Here is a 14057-nt window from a genome sequence, read left to right on the forward strand (position 1 = left end):
ACGGCAGCGTGACGCCGTCAGGCGATGCCGGGTGGCGCTCTTAGGGAATGGTTGATGTTGCGGGCCTGAGCCTCGCGAAGCAGATCCGCGCCCTGCCGCCAGCTTTCATGGGGCAGCAGCACGCTGCTGCGGTCGAGGCGGTCAAGAACGGGCGCATCTGGCAGGCTGTGGCAGAACGGACAGTGATGGTCGTGCGCTCCGCCGGTTTCGCAGGCGTCTGCGTGAACCATGCCAACCGTCAGCTCAAGCGTCTCGAGCGCCGCCGAACTGCGGTCGGGCGCCATCATGGCAGCCGAGGTCGCAGCGGTCAGCGCGAGCAGTCCGGCCAAGATCAGCGCGAGGGGGTATGTCAGCTTGCTCCGCACCCCGGTCATGTCGCACGGGCCTGCGGGTTTGGAAAGGGGGCGTGCGTGAGCGTATCAAGTGTCCCGGCCCGTGCAACGGAACGGAACAGAGCGGCGACGGCAGCAGCCGCGGTTCGGTGTCACGGCGCCACATGCCATGCCCAGAAACGAAATTGCCGCGCCCGGGAGGGGGCGCGGCAAAAGAAATGGCGAGGGGAGGCGTTTATTCAGCCACGTGCGCGCGCGCCATGGTTCCAGAGTATTGCTCGTGGAAATAGGTCATCGTGTCGAGAAGAACGTCTTCGAGCGCGATTTTCGGCTCCCAGCCCAGCAATTCCTTGGCCTTCGAGATATCGGGCATCCGGCGATCGCAGTCCTCATAGCCTTCCCCGTAGAACTCTTCCGAGCTGACCTCGATGATCGGGTAGTTTTCGTAAGAGGGATCGCCGGTGATCTTGGCGTAGGTCTTGCGCATCATGTCCGCCAGCTCGGCCATGGTGACCTCGTTGTTGCGGTTGCCGATGTTGAAAGCGTGGCCATTTGCCTTCTCGGGATTGTCGAGCATGCGGCAGATGGCGTCGACGGCCTCGTAGATCGACACGATGGTGCGGCGCGCCTTGCCGCCATCCACCAGCTTCAGCGGGTCGCCGTTCAGCAGCGCGCCCATGAAGCACGCCAGCACGCGGGGCACGCCGTCGCCGTCCCGCTGCGGGATATAGTCCATGCGCGGACCGAAGAAGTTCAGCGGGCGCACCACGGTGAACGGCAGTCCGTCTTCCTTATGGTGCGCGTAGACGAGACGCTCGACCATCTGTTTTGCACAAGCGTAGGTCCAGCGCTGGTTGACGATCGGGCCCATGATGAGCGGCGTTTCGTCTTCCTTGAGCTCGTAAAGATCGGGGTCGGCGTATTCGGTGTCGCCCACGTAGCTCGACAGCGTGCGGCCATAGCACTCGCTGGTCGAGAAGCTGATCAGCCAGCGCTTGTGCTCAACGCAAAGCTCGACGATCGGATAGACGTCGAACAGGTTCGACTTAATCACGCTGATCGGGTTGGTGTTGTACTCTGACGGGTTGCAAATCGCCGCGAGGTTAACCACGACGTCGCTGCCTGCGACCGCGTCGCGCAGGTCATGCTGCGTGTCGGGGTCATCAACGTACTTCTGGTGGAGCGTGAAATTTGGATGGTCCAGATGCTTCTGGATCTTCTCGCTCGACGGATCCCAACCAATGATCTTGTGATCGGTGGTGGCGAGGAGTCGATCAAGCAGATGGCTGCCAATAAAGCCCCCGCATCCCAAGACAACAATATTCATCGGATTCTCCGTTCCAATTCGCATATGAAAAGCACCTCCGGCGAAGCCCCGGAAAAACTGGGGCCCTTAGGAAAATTAAAGGAAATCTGTAACTTACAAGTTCAAAATTTTTAGCTACTCGAATCCTTTACACGATAATCGGCAACATGGCCATAATTTGCGCCATGCATCCGCGCCCGATTGCAAGCAGCTGCCCCATTGTTGAGCGAAAATCCTGGCATCAGTTCACCTGCTGCCCTTCTTGTCGCTTCAGACGCCGCAACCCAAGCCCGTCAACAGTCTCGTCCCTGACCTGAGAATCCGAAAATAGCGTGGATTCGTAGCCAGAACTCATTCGCGCACGAGTGAGTTTGGCACGATTCGAGCCGCAAACCCAGTGACTTTGCCGCATAGCGCGCCCGGCGAGGGCAACAGGCGAGGCCCCGCCGATTGCTCGGCGGGGCCCCTTACACGGACACTCGTGCTTGTCCGCTTTCGGCCTAGTTGAACATTGTGTCCGGAATGAACGTGGCGATCTGCGGCACCGCGATGATCAGCACCAGCCCCACCAGCATCGCCAGCAGGAACGGCGCCACACCGCTGAACACGGTGGTCAGCGGCACTGACGGCCCGGCCACGCCGCGCACGACAAAGACGTTCATGCCCACCGGCGGGGTGATCATGCCCATTTCGATGACGATCACCGCCACCACGCCGAACCAGATCGGGTCAAAGCCGAAGCCGGTGATCACCGGGAAGACGATCGGAATGGTGATGACCAGCATCGACAGACCGTCCATGAACATCCCCAGCACCACATAGGCCAGCAGGATCACGATCAGCGTGCCATAGGCGCCCAGCCCCAGCGTCTCGAGCTGCGCGCCGAGGGTCGCCGGAATGTGGGTGATCGCAAGGAAGGGGTTCAGCACGTTCGCCCCGATCACCACCATATACAGCATGGCCGAGGTTTTCAGCGTGTCGAGAATGGCCGCCTTGAAGCCCGGCCAGTTCAGCTTGCGCTGCACGAGGGCCAGAAGGATCACCAGGCCGGCGCCAATGCCCGAGGCTTCGACCGGGGTAAAGACGCCAAGGTAGATGCCGCCGATCGACACGATGATCACGCCAAACAGCGGCCATGCCTCCGACGAGATGCGGATACGGTCCGCCCAGCTCAGCTTTTCGCCCTGCGGGCCGACCGAGGGGTTGAGCGACGCCTGCAGCCAGATCACCCCGATAAACAGCACGCTCAGCAGCAGCCCCGGCAGGATCCCCGCCATGAACAGCCGCCCGATGCTCTCTTCGGTGAGGATGGCGTAGAGCACAAAGCCGGTCGACGGCGGGATCAGGAATCCCAGAGTGCCGCCGGCAGCCACCGATCCGGTGGCCAGACCGTCGCCGTAGCCAAGCCGTTTCATCTGCGGCAGCGCCACCTTGCCCAAGGTCACGGCGGTGGCCACCGAGGAGCCCGAGACCGCCGAAAAAGCCGCGCAGCCGATCACCGAGGCAGACGCAAGCCCGCCCTTGAAGCGGCCGACCCACGCGTAGGCGGCATCATAGAGCCCGCGCGAATAGCCCGCCACCGAGGCGATATTGCCCAGCAGCACGAACATCGGCACGACGATCAGCGAATAGGACGACACAGCTGAGTAGCTCTCGGTCATCAGCATCGCGCTGGCGCTGCGGAAGCCCGACAGCGCCCAGTAGCCAAAGAACCCAACCAGCAGCATGGCGAAGGCCACCGGCGTGCGCAGGATCATCAGCAGGAAGAGGCAGGCAATACCGACAAGGCCCGCGGAGACATCCGTCATAGTTCCTCTCCGTAGATCACCAGCTTGAGAATCTGCAGCGCGAAGACCAGCACGCAGAACCCGCAACCAAGAGCGAGAATTCCGTAGAAGGGCCAAAGGGGCAGGCCCAGCATATTGGTGGTGTCGCCAAATTCGGCAGCGTCGAGCGCCTTGTAGTAGGCGCGGTGGCATAGCACCCCCAGCACATAGCCCGACAGCACCCGCGCCAGCACATCCCCGGCCATTCGGCCAAAGCGACCAAGCACCCGGTCGAAGACGTCGACCGTCACGTGACCATTGAGATGCGTGCAATAGGGCAGCGCGGACATCACCAGCGCCACGGCGGTCAGCTGGATGATCTCGTTCGAGCCGAGGATCGGCTGGCCGAACACGTAGCGCAGCACCACGCCGGTGAAGATCAGCACCACCAGCAGCAGCAGTGCCAGCCCGCCGATCACCGCGAGGATCGCGGTGGCCCTGTCGGAGATAACCGACAGGACCCGGGTTTCAGAGCGCGTCATGGCGCTTACTTCGACAGCGCGTCGACGATGGCCTGAGCGCTGCCGCCGGTCTCGGCAACCACGCTCTCGACCACGGGCGCGGCCAGTTCGTTGAAGGCGGCGGCCTCGTCGGCGCTAAGCTCGATCACCTCGCGACCATCCATCTCGGCAAAGGCTTCGACACCGCCTGCGGCCACCGAAAGCTGCACCTCATTGGCCAGAACCGAGGCTTCCTTGCCCGCCTCAAGCAGCGCCGCCTGCTGATCATCGCCGAGGCTGCGGAAGGCATCGCGGTTGGCGAGGATGAAGAACGGCGAGTTGGTGGTGTCCATGCCGATGGTCAGGTAGCTCGCCACCTCGCCCAGCCGGAAGGCTCGGGTCGCCGTGGTGTCGATCATCGCGCCGTCGATCACGCCGGTCTGCATGGCGTTGTAGATCTCGCTGACCGGCATCGACACCGGGGTCGCGCCCCATGCCTCGACCAGCAGGCCGGTGTTGCGCGACGGCACGCGGATCTTCAGCCCTTCGATGTCGGCCGGGCTGCGCACGGCGGTGTCGCGGGTGTAAAGCTGGTTCGGCGCCGACGACCACAGGCTGACCAGAATGGCGCGGCGGTACTCGGGCTGGAACAGTTCGATGTTGTTCCAGATGTCGGCGGTGCCGGTCTCGGTGTTCAGCACACCCGGCAGTTCGGCGGTCAGCGTCAGCGGGAAGGTCGACGCGGTATAGCCCGGCAGCGACACGGCCAGTTCGGCCACACCGTCCAGCACGCGGCTGTATTGCTCGGCCGGACCCGGCCCAAGCTCACCGCCGTTGTAGATCGTCACCGACAGATCGCCGCCGGACTTCTCTTCAACCAGTTTGGCGAAGGGCTCAAAAGCCCCCTCGACATAGGGGTGGGTCGGCGCAAAGAAGCTGGCAAATTTGAAATCTTCGGCAAGGGCCGCAGAGGTGGAGGCAAGGCCAAGGGCCGCGGCAAGAAGAACAGAACGCATGGTAATCCTCCCAAGATCACGCCTGCCTGCATGACAGGCCGTGTGCGGCATAGGTTGTGGAGCGATCTTTTCGGCAGCACCAATACATTCGACGCATTCCATCATAACTTCTCGCTATAAGGCAGGAAGGCCCTTGGCCGCCGCGCGCAGACAATCGATCATCAGCTGCTGCGGCCGCGAGGCCAACCAACCCACCCGCGTCGTCAGCCCGATCTGCCGCAGTGGGAGGTTTTCCGTGGTCTCCAGCTGAACGAGGTTGCGGCGGCTCAATTCCGGCGCCGCCTGACGGCCCGAGGTGAACGCCAGTGCATCGCTCAGATCGAGATACTCACGTATAAGAAGAATGAAACCGGCCTCGATCAGACTGGCGGGAAGCGGCAGGTCGTGAGCGGCAAAAATCGCCTCAAACTGGCGCCTTAGCTGCGTCCCCGGACCCGGCACCACCCATGGGAACCGGGCCAGTTGCGACGGCGGGACCGGCCCGCGTCCAGCCAGCGGATGCCCCGGCCGTGCGACGATGGCGAAGCGGTCGTGAAACAGCGTTTCCTGCACCACATCGGGCGCCGGGCGGGTGCTGCGCAGCGCCCCGAGCATGACGTCGACATCGCCGCGGCGCAGACCCGACAGCAGCATCTCATGCGTGCCGTCCACCACCGTAACTCGCATGTTGGGGCGCGCCTGCCGAAACGCCGAAAGCGCGCGCGGCAAAAGCACAGACCGCGACAAAGGCAGCGTACCGATGGCGATCCGGCCCGTCTCGCGGCCGTCGAATTCGCCGAGATCCATGTCGGCCTGATCCAGTTCGCTCAGCGCCAGCCGGGCGCGCGGCACCAGCGCGCGGCAGGCACGGCTGGGAATCAGGCCCTGCGACGTTCGGTCAAAAAGCCGCTCGCCGATCTCCTCTTCAAGCTGGCTGACAGCGCGGTGCACGGTGGGCTGCGACAGCGCGAGCGCCTTTGCGGCGAGGGTGAAGCCGCCGCTGTCGTGCACCGCGATCAGCGCCTGCAGTTGGCCGCTTGTGGCCAGCGCCGGCAGACGCGGCGAGATCGCCCCGAGCGCCGCATCAAGCTGCCGAAACGCTCGGCGCAGACGCGCCGCCAGCACCGCGCCACGCTCGTTCAGCACGAAGCCACGGCTGGTCCGGTCGAACAGCGCGCCGCCAGCCTGCGCCTCCAGCTTGCCAAGCATCTGGGTGACGGCGGGCTGCGAGACGTTGAACCGCTCTGCGGCGGCGGTGATCTGGGCTTCCTCGGCCACCGCCAGAAAGACACGAAGGTGCCGGAGGTTGCGCGAAATCATCGGCGCGTGCCTGTTGCTGTGCCCATCGCTTGGCCCTGCCCTTCTGCCTGCCGTGCGGTTATAGCGCCCCGGCGGCTGTAGGGTCCATGGCGCTCAGCCGCCCGCCGGCGCGCCGCTGTCGCTGTCACCCGGCAAAGGCAGAGGCAGCGCCGCACAAATCTCGCGTAGCGCGCCGCGCAGCCCCTCTTCGAGCGTCGGGTGATACACCGGCAGCGCCAGCAGGTCCGAAACCGTGAGCTTCTGCTGCACCGCCAGCGCCAGCAGGTGCCCCATGTGCTCCGCTCCGGGGCAGCACAGGTCGGCGCCCACGATCCGGCCATCGGGCGCGGCGGCGTAGATCTGCGCCGTGCCGTGGTTTTCCCCCTCGACCCGCGCCCGGCCCTGATCGGAATAGTCCGCGGTCCCGATGACAGAGGCGTCCTCCGGGTCAGCCCCGAGGCTGACAAGCGGCGGCTCGGTAAAGGTGATGGTGAAGGGCAGGCTGCGCTCGGACCGAATGACTGCAGGAAAGGCGGCGGCGTTGCGCCCGGCAATGGCGCCTTCGGACGAGGCTTCGTGCAGCACCGGCCGCGCACCATTGACGTCGCCCGCCATGAAGATCGGCGCCGTGCCGCATTGCAGGGTCGCCGCGTCAACATCCGGCATGCCTTTGTCGTCGAGCGAGAGGCCTGTCGCTTCCAAGTCCAGACCATCGAGACGCGGCGCGCGCCCCGACGCCACCAGCACCTTGTCGAAACTCTCTGCCCCGCCGTCCCAGCGGATCGTCACGCCCGTCTCGCAGGGCTCCGGATCCGGTTCGACCCCGAGTTGCAGGTCAAGTTCCGCCTCAAGCGCGGACTTCAGCGCCTCATGTATCGCATCGCTGCGCGCACCGGCCAACTGCTTACCCAGATCGAAGACCGTCACCCGCACGCCCAGCCGTGCCATCGCCTGCGCCAGTTCGACGCCAATTACCCCGGCGCCGATGACCGCAAGGCTGCGCGGCAGATCAGGCAACTCAAAGATCGACTCATTGGTCAGCAGGCGCGTGCCAAGATCGCGGAACGGCGGCGGGATCATCGCGGCGGAGCCGGTGGCGATGATCACCGCCTTGGCCTCGATCCGCGTGCCATCGTCCAGTTCCAGCGTGGTCGGCCTGGTGAATCGGGCCCGTCCACGCAGGCAGGTGCCCGCGGGAAGCTTTTCAAAGGTCTGACGTGTGGCCGCGGCAAAGCGGTCCCGTTCGTCGCGCAGACGGCTCAACACCGCGGGCCCGTCGACCGCCACCGAACCGGTCTGGATGCCAAAGAGCCCCGAGCCACGCGCCCGCTGCGCGCTGCGCCCCGCCGCGATCAGCAGCTTCGAGGGCATGCAGCCGGTATTGGCGCAGAGCGTGCCCGAAAATTCGGGATCGATGAGCAGCGTCGAAGCGCCATGCTTGCGCGCGTTGCGCTCGGCGGCGATGCCCGCGGTGCCGGCGCCGATGACGGCGACGTCGCAGGAGAGTGTGTCGGGCATGAGGGCTCCTTTCCGCCGCACCTCGGGAGGAAGGCGGGCTGCCGTGTGGGGACGCAGGGTAAACGGGGCAGCGCCGTGCTTGTTCCCGAGTCTCGGCGCGGAAGCTGTTCGGGGTCAAGCGGCCCGGATCAGAGCGGCAGCAGGATCGGCAACAAGAAGATGCAGACCGCCATGGTGACCAGCGTGAAGGGCGCACCGATCCGCAGGAAGTCGGTGAATCGATAGCCACCCGGCACCATCACCAGCAAGTTCACCGGCGACGACACGGGTGTCATGAAGGCGGTAGAGGCGGCGAGCGCCACGCACATGGCGAAGGGATAGGGGGAAGCGCCAAGCCCGTCCGCCACCGCCATGGCCACCGGCCCCATCAGCACCGCCGTCGCCGTGTTCGAGATGAAGAGGCTCAGCACCGTGGTGGCAAGAAACAGCACCGACAGAATGGCGCGGGGTGGCATGTCTCCCATCAGCCCCAGCACCGCCTGCGCCGCAAGATCGACGCCGCCCGCGCGTTCCAGCGCGGTGGCGAACGGCATCATGCCTGCGATCAGCACCAGCGTCTGCCAGTTGATCGCGCGGTAGGCACCATCCATCCCGATGATCCCGAATGCACCCATAGCGAGGCAGCCGAGCAGCGCCGCCTGGGTGTTGGGCAGCGCGCCCGTCGCCATGGCCAGCACCATCACCAGCAGCACCGCCACTGCCAGCGGCGCGCGGTGGTGTTCAGGGGCAACGCCATCAGCCTCTTCGGGCAGGTCGAGCGGCAACAGATCGCGCCGGTCTTCGGACATGCGGCGCAGCGCGGGCCATGGCGCTAAGAGCAGCAACGTGTCGCCCGGTCGCAGCGCGGTGTCGGCCCCGGCACCGTCCAGCGGGCCGCTGCCGCGGCGCAGGCCGATCACCGTCAATTCGCGCCGTGTGCGCAGCCGCGCCTCGGCGGGGCTGCGCCCAGCGAGCCGCGATCCGGGGGGCACCATTGCCTCGGCAATACCAACCTCTCGGTCCGGGCGCGTCAGGTCTTCGGCCCCGAGCGCACGCATCTGCAGCTTTCGCTCGCGCCGCCAGTTCTCAAGATCGAAACTCTCCCCGACGACCCCAAGCAGCAGAATGTCCGATGCCTGCAGCACGGTCTCGCGCGTCGGGCGCAGCATTTCCGTGCCCCAGCGACGCGGCCGTTCGAGCGTCAGGATCGTCACCCCGTCGCGCCCCCGCAGGTCAAGCTCTCCCAGTTGGTGACCCACCAGATCGGATCCCGGCGTGACCTGCAGCCGCGCCAGCCGCCCGCGCAGCGCGTAGCTGTCGATCATTTCGGCCATCGGGCGCCTTTCCGACACCGGCGGCGGCGCATCGGGCGCGAGGAATCGGCGCATCACCAGCATGTAGATCATAGCGAGGATCAGCACCGGCAGGCCGAAGGGCAGGAAGGCGAAAAACGAAAACCCCTCCAGACCGCGCCGCACCAATTCGGCGTGGATCACCATGTTGGGCGGGGTCGCGACGAGCGTGAGCATCCCACTAATGAGGGCCGCCATCGACAGCGGCATCATCAGCCGCCCCGGCCCGATCCCTGCGCGTCGGGCGATGCCCAGAACGATCGGCACAAAGATGGCGACGACGCCAGTCGAACTCATGAAGGCCGAAAGCACCGCAGCGGCAAGCATCAGCAGCACCAGCAGCAGCCCTTCGCGGCCACCGGCACGGGCGATGATCTGATCGCCCATCCATTGCGCCACCCCCGTGCGCACCAACCCCTCGCCAATGACGAAGAGCGCGGCGATCAGCACGACGCTGGAGTCGGAAAAGCCCGAGAGCGCCTCGGACATGCTAAGCACGCCGGTGAAGGGCAGCGCGACCATCACCATGACGGCGACCGCATCCATGCGCGGCTTGCCCCGCGCAAAGAGCACGAGCGCAAGCACCAGCAGACCGAGCACCAGGGCCAGCTCGAGCGTCATCCGTGCCTCACCTCCGTTGGCCGTGCCCGCCGGGACTGGCGGGCTCAGGCCTTAGTGAAGCTAGGATCTGTCGTGGTGATCAAGCGGAGTCCGGGGAATGCGGAACATCGCGCCCGGTGTCAGCTCGTGATGCTGAAAGCCGTGGCGGTTGTAGAAGGCTTCGAGCGCCGGCTTGTCGAGCCCCTCTTCGCCAAAGGGCTCGTGGTGCAGCTCAATCCCCAGTTCGCAGGCATCCGCCGCATCGACCAGTTGGCGCAGGATGCGATGGGCAATGCCCTTGCCGCGATGCGCTGGCGCCACCCAGATGCCGCTGAGGATGAACCGCTTGTTCCACAGCGAATGCTCGATATAGGCGACGTTTTCCTGACTGTTACGGTAATAGGTCCGCTCGCCGGTGTCGCCGACGCTTGCGATCAACCCCGGCACCTTGGCGAGACGGGCCATCACCCGTTCGTATTTCGATTCGGCCTGATGGCGCGCGCGCTGCAGGCCAGCATCCAGTTCATGGGTCAGCTCGGGATGGCGAATCTCGCAATAGTCCCGCAGTCCGTGCTGCAGGGCGACCGCAACAAAAGCGCGCAACTCGTTCTCAAGACGCGAGATTTCGGCCTGTTCCGCGCTCTTGCGGCGTGGAGTGATAAAGGTCCGGGACCCGCGATCAATGTCGGTATATGGCATGGCATCCTCCCAAGCCGATCATACAGCGACATTCATGACGGGACAGTAATTCCAGACATACCGTTTGCGCAAACACCGCCAATAAGCGGTGTTTGGTCATTGATGGTATACCAACGACTGCCGCGCGGCCGGCAGAGAGCCAAGATGCCGCGCGGCAGAAAGAGGTTCAGGCCGCCGCTTCGCGGGCGATCACATCCTGCATCGGCTCAAAGAGCATCTCTGCCAGAAGGCCGGTGACCTCGATCCAATAGGCGTCATCCTCGGCCACAGTCGGCGGCACAAAGGACGCGCCGCGCAGCGCACCAACGATCTCTTCGGCGTCCTTGCCCGCCGCCATGGCCAGCAGTTCATTGGCGCGGGGATCGCGCAGGACATAGGCGTCGCAGTCATGGGTCGCGCCGCTCAGGTGGCGCAGCCAGGCCGCCGTGGCGAAGGTGAAAGCGCGGCAATCGATGCCCTTGGCCCGCGCGTCTGCCACCGCCGAGAAGATACGCTGCGGCATCTTCTCCGACCCGTCCATGGCGATCTGGAAAGTCTCATGTGCGATCGCCGGGTTTTCGAAGCGGCGCGCCAGCGCGTCGGCATAGGCGGCGGTGTCGATGCCCGGGATTGGCGGCAGCGTCGCGGCGGCGGTCGCAAGGTGACGGCGCACCAGCTTCGCCAGCGGCGCATTCGCCATCACGTCGCGGACGTAGGTGCAGCCCGCATGGAACCCCGCGTAGGCCAGCATCGAATGGCTGCCGTTCAGCATCCGCAACTTCATCGCTTCGAAGGCCACCACGTCATCGGTGAAGATCGCGCCCGCCGCCTCCCAGGCCGGGCGGCCCTGCGGGAAGTTGTCCTCGATCACCCATTGGCAGAAGCTCTCGGTCTCGACAGCGGCGAGGTCTTCGCAGCCGGTGAGCTCGGCGGCCTCGGCCAGCGTGGCGGAGGTCGCCGCCGGGGTGATGCGGTCAACCATGGTCGACGGAAAAGCGACGTTGAGCGCGATCCATTCCGAAAGATCAGCATCGATCCGGCGCGCGAAATCGACCACCGCACCGCGCAGCAGCACGCCGTTTTCCGGCAGGTTGTCGCAGCACAGCACGGTGAAGGGCGCGAGCCCAGCCGAGCGGCGGCGGCGCAGCGCTTCGGTCAGCAGGCCCAGCACGCCCTGCGGCGCGGCAGGATTGGCCAGGTCTGCGGCAACGGCGGGATGCGCCACGTCGCACCCCTGCGCCGCACGGTCGAGGCCATAGGCCTTTTCCGTCACCGTAAGCGACACGATCTTGGTGCCCTCGGCGGCCATCGCCTCCAGCGCGGGCTCGGGGTTGCCTGCCGAACAGATGGCACCGGCGATGGCACCGATGACCCGCGCCGAGGTGCCCTCGGCGCCTTTCTCGATCAGCGTGTAGAGCCCATTCTGCGGGTGCAGTTCGTCCGATGCCTTCGGCGACCGCAGCGACACCCCAAGGATGCGCCAGTCGCCGCCCTCTGCGGTCATCGCCAGATCGGTCAGCGCCGCCTGATGCGCCTTGTGAAAGGCGCCGAGGCCAAGGTGCACGATGCCCACCCCATGCGCTTGCGGATCATAGGTCGGGCGCAGCGCCTCGGGCACTTGGCTCAGGGATGTCAGCCTCATGCCGCCCCCGTGACCAGCTTGTGCTCGAAGCTGCGGTAGATGCCGCGCAGTTCCGCCAGCCCCTTGAGACGGCCGATCGCCGGGTAGCCCGGCTGCGCCTCGCGGCCGATGTCGTCGAGGATGTCCTGACCGTGGTCGGGCCGGAAGGGGATCGACCAGTCGGCGCGGCCCTCGGCCTTGCGGCGGGTTTCTTCGGCGACAACGGCGGCGACCATCGCCACCATGTCGGTGTGGCCCGAAAGATGCTCGTCTTCGTAGAGCGAGTTCATCACCTCGGTGCCTTCGATCGTCACGTTGCGCAGGTGCAGGAAGTGCACGCGGTCGGCCAGCGCCTTGAAGATCTCCACCGGGTCGTTGTCCGGGCGGGCGCCAAGCGAGCCGGTGCAGAGCGTCACGCCGTTGGCGCGCAGGTCCACCGCGTCAAGAATCTTGCGGTAATGCGCTTCGGTCGACATGATCCGGGGCAGACCCAGCAGCGGGAAGGGCGGATCGTCCGGATGGCAGCACAGGCGCATACCCAGCTCTTCGGCGAGCGGCGTCAATTCCGACAGGAAGTCGATCATGTGCTGCTGCAGCTTCTCTTCAGAGATGCTGTCATACTCGGCAAGATGCAGCTTCACGTCGTCCAAGGTGAACTTCTCGGCGGCGCCCGGCAGACCGAAGACGACGTTGCCCGCCAGCTTTTCCTTGAAAGCGTCATCCATCTTGGCAAAACGCTCGGCGGCCTCGGCCACCACCGCGTCGGGGAAGCTCTCGGCAGCGCCGGGGCGTTCGAGGATGTGGATGTCGAAGGCGGCGAAATCGATCAGGTCGAAGCGCATGCAGCGCGCCCCGCTGGGCCGCTCCCACGCCAGATCCGTGCGGGTCCAGTCAAGCACCGGCATGAAGTTGTAGCAGATGGTCTCGAGCCCGGCCTCGCGCAGGTGGCGCATCGAGGTCTTCCAGTTCTCGATATGGGCTTTCCAGTCGCCCTTCTGCTTTTTGATATCTTCCGAGACGGGCAGCGATTCGACCACATCCCAGACCAGCGTCGAGGGACGACCGTCCTTGCGGGTGGCGATCTCCTGCTGGCGCTGTGCGATTTCCTCGGGGGACCAGACGGTGCCGGTGGGCACGTGATGCAGCGCCGAAACAACGCCTTCAACGCCTGCCTGCATCATGTCGTCGATGCTAACGCGGTCTTTCGGACCGAACCAACGCCAGGTCTGACGCATCGCTTTCCCTCCCTTTCGTCAACTGTTCCGGGCCTATCGTCGGCGCCGGTGGTGGTGACAGATCCTTATCAGCGGATTCTGATGTTGACTAGTATGGAAGTATGGAGCAGTTTCGCGGCTCAGGAGGAGTGCCATGGGAATCGGAATAATCCAGATCGAGCCGGTCGACCTGTCGGCCCCTGTCGGCCCGCAGCTGATCAGGGCCCTGCGCCAGTGCATCACACGCAACCAGCTTGAACCCGGCACTCGTCTTTCGGAGGCCGAGATCGGCACCCGCTTCGGCGTCTCCCGCCAACCCGTGCGCGAAGCCTTCATCAAGCTCGCCGAAGAGGGCCTGCTTGAAATTCGCCCGCAGCGCGGCTCTTTCGTGCGAAAAATCTCTGTGGGCGCGGTGATGGATGCGCGCTTCGTCCGCGAGGCGGTCGAGGCCGATATCGTCAAGCTCTGCGCCACCGAGCGGCCTGACGGGCTGGTCGAGGATCTGCGCGCGCAGATCGCCGCGCAGGCCGAACTGGTGGACGCGCACCCGACCGCCTTCGTGCCCCTCGACGACGAGTTTCACCACACGCTGGCCCGTGGCGCCGGTCGCCCCAACGCCTGGGCAGTGATCGACGGCATGAAGAGCCAGATGGACCGTGTGCGCCAGATGACCTCGGCGCATTTCCCGCTCAAGCACCTGATTGCCCAGCATACCGCAGTGGTTGACGCCATCGACGCTGGCGACCCCGTCGCCGCCGAGAAGGCGATGCGCGGCCACTTGCAAATGATCCTTTCCGACCTGCCCGCCATCCGCGAGGCATTCCCGGACTACTTCGACCCCGATGCCGCGTGAGTGTGTGCACGGCATCGATCCCAGCGACCCTGAAAGGGAGGACA

The 14057-nt window shown here is 65.3% G+C and carries 12 protein-coding genes; 1 reads left to right on the forward strand and 11 read right to left on the reverse strand.

Annotation, left to right across the window (positions count from 1 at the left end; all coding sequences use genetic code 11):
* Nucleotides 1–17: 17 nt before the first annotated feature.
* The 11 genes from ACXAJT_RS16610 to uxuA form a co-directional block, all read right to left on the reverse strand.
* Complete coding sequence (locus tag ACXAJT_RS16610; RefSeq protein ID WP_475237048.1) at nt 18–374, reverse strand: hypothetical protein; 357 nt, start codon at nt 372–374, stop codon at nt 18–20.
* 193 nt (nt 375–567) lie between these two features.
* A complete protein-coding gene (locus tag ACXAJT_RS16615) occupies nt 568–1659 on the reverse strand; it encodes an NAD-dependent epimerase/dehydratase family protein (protein ID WP_475237049.1) in 1092 nt (363 codons plus the stop codon).
* A 479-nt stretch (nt 1660–2138) separates the two neighbouring features.
* A complete protein-coding gene (locus tag ACXAJT_RS16620) occupies nt 2139–3446 on the reverse strand; it encodes a TRAP transporter large permease (RefSeq protein WP_475237050.1) in 1308 nt (435 codons plus the stop codon).
* A complete protein-coding gene (locus ACXAJT_RS16625; protein WP_475237052.1) occupies nt 3443–3946 on the reverse strand; it encodes a TRAP transporter small permease in 504 nt (167 codons plus the stop codon). Before ACXAJT_RS16625 ends, ACXAJT_RS16620 begins: the two co-directional genes overlap by 4 nt.
* A gap of 5 nt (nt 3947–3951) precedes the next feature.
* On the reverse strand, nt 3952–4920 hold the full coding sequence (locus tag ACXAJT_RS16630; protein WP_475237054.1) for a TRAP transporter substrate-binding protein: 969 nt from the start codon (nt 4918–4920) through the stop codon (nt 3952–3954).
* A 114-nt stretch (nt 4921–5034) separates the two neighbouring features.
* On the reverse strand, nt 5035–6219 hold the full coding sequence (locus ACXAJT_RS16635) for a LysR family transcriptional regulator (RefSeq protein ID WP_475237055.1): 1185 nt from the start codon (nt 6217–6219) through the stop codon (nt 5035–5037).
* Nucleotides 6220–6312: 93 nt separating this feature from the next.
* Nucleotides 6313–7716 (reverse strand): dihydrolipoyl dehydrogenase, encoded by a 1404-nt coding sequence (locus tag ACXAJT_RS16640; protein WP_475237056.1) that lies wholly within the window; start codon nt 7714–7716, stop codon nt 6313–6315.
* 128 nt (nt 7717–7844) lie between these two features.
* Nucleotides 7845–9668 (reverse strand): SLC13 family permease, encoded by a 1824-nt coding sequence (locus ACXAJT_RS16645; protein WP_475237057.1) that lies wholly within the window; start codon nt 9666–9668, stop codon nt 7845–7847.
* A gap of 60 nt (nt 9669–9728) precedes the next feature.
* Nucleotides 9729–10346 (reverse strand): GNAT family N-acetyltransferase, encoded by a 618-nt coding sequence (locus tag ACXAJT_RS16650; protein WP_475237058.1) that lies wholly within the window; start codon nt 10344–10346, stop codon nt 9729–9731.
* Nucleotides 10347–10512: 166 nt separating this feature from the next.
* Nucleotides 10513–11967 carry a mannitol dehydrogenase family protein gene (locus ACXAJT_RS16655; protein ID WP_475237060.1) on the reverse strand — a complete coding sequence of 485 codons (1455 nt, stop codon included), beginning with the start codon at nt 11965–11967 and terminating at the stop codon, nt 10513–10515.
* Entirely contained in the window at nt 11964–13181 is a 1218-nt protein-coding gene (uxuA, locus tag ACXAJT_RS16660) for a mannonate dehydratase (protein ID WP_475237061.1), read from the reverse strand. Before uxuA ends, ACXAJT_RS16655 begins: the two co-directional genes overlap by 4 nt.
* A gap of 133 nt (nt 13182–13314) precedes the next feature.
* On the opposite strand from uxuA, the gene ACXAJT_RS16665 reads away from it, so the two are divergent.
* On the forward strand, nt 13315–14013 hold the full coding sequence (locus ACXAJT_RS16665) for a GntR family transcriptional regulator (protein WP_475237062.1): 699 nt from the start codon (nt 13315–13317) through the stop codon (nt 14011–14013).
* Nucleotides 14014–14057: the final 44 nt, after the last annotated feature.

This window comes from Salipiger sp. ABF4_146 (assembly GCF_056161345.1).

Coding starts and splice junctions, on each gene's coding strand:
- ACXAJT_RS16610 (WP_475237048.1), bottom strand. CDS start 374: ATGACCGGGGTGCGGAGCAAGCTGACATACCCCCTCGCGCTGATCTTG.
- ACXAJT_RS16615 (WP_475237049.1), bottom strand. CDS start 1,659: ATGAATATTGTTGTCTTGGGATGCGGGGGCTTTATTGGCAGCCATCTG.
- ACXAJT_RS16620 (WP_475237050.1), bottom strand. CDS start 3,446: ATGACGGATGTCTCCGCGGGCCTTGTCGGTATTGCCTGCCTCTTCCTG.
- ACXAJT_RS16625 (WP_475237052.1), bottom strand. CDS start 3,946: ATGACGCGCTCTGAAACCCGGGTCCTGTCGGTTATCTCCGACAGGGCC.
- ACXAJT_RS16630 (WP_475237054.1), bottom strand. CDS start 4,920: ATGCGTTCTGTTCTTCTTGCCGCGGCCCTTGGCCTTGCCTCCACCTCT.
- ACXAJT_RS16635 (WP_475237055.1), bottom strand. CDS start 6,219: ATGATTTCGCGCAACCTCCGGCACCTTCGTGTCTTTCTGGCGGTGGCC.
- ACXAJT_RS16640 (WP_475237056.1), bottom strand. CDS start 7,716: ATGCCCGACACACTCTCCTGCGACGTCGCCGTCATCGGCGCCGGCACC.
- ACXAJT_RS16645 (WP_475237057.1), bottom strand. CDS start 9,668: ATGACGCTCGAGCTGGCCCTGGTGCTCGGTCTGCTGGTGCTTGCGCTC.
- ACXAJT_RS16650 (WP_475237058.1), bottom strand. CDS start 10,346: ATGCCATATACCGACATTGATCGCGGGTCCCGGACCTTTATCACTCCA.
- ACXAJT_RS16655 (WP_475237060.1), bottom strand. CDS start 11,967: ATGAGGCTGACATCCCTGAGCCAAGTGCCCGAGGCGCTGCGCCCGACC.
- uxuA (WP_475237061.1), bottom strand. CDS start 13,181: ATGCGTCAGACCTGGCGTTGGTTCGGTCCGAAAGACCGCGTTAGCATC.
- ACXAJT_RS16665 (WP_475237062.1), top strand. CDS start 13,315: ATGGGAATCGGAATAATCCAGATCGAGCCGGTCGACCTGTCGGCCCCT.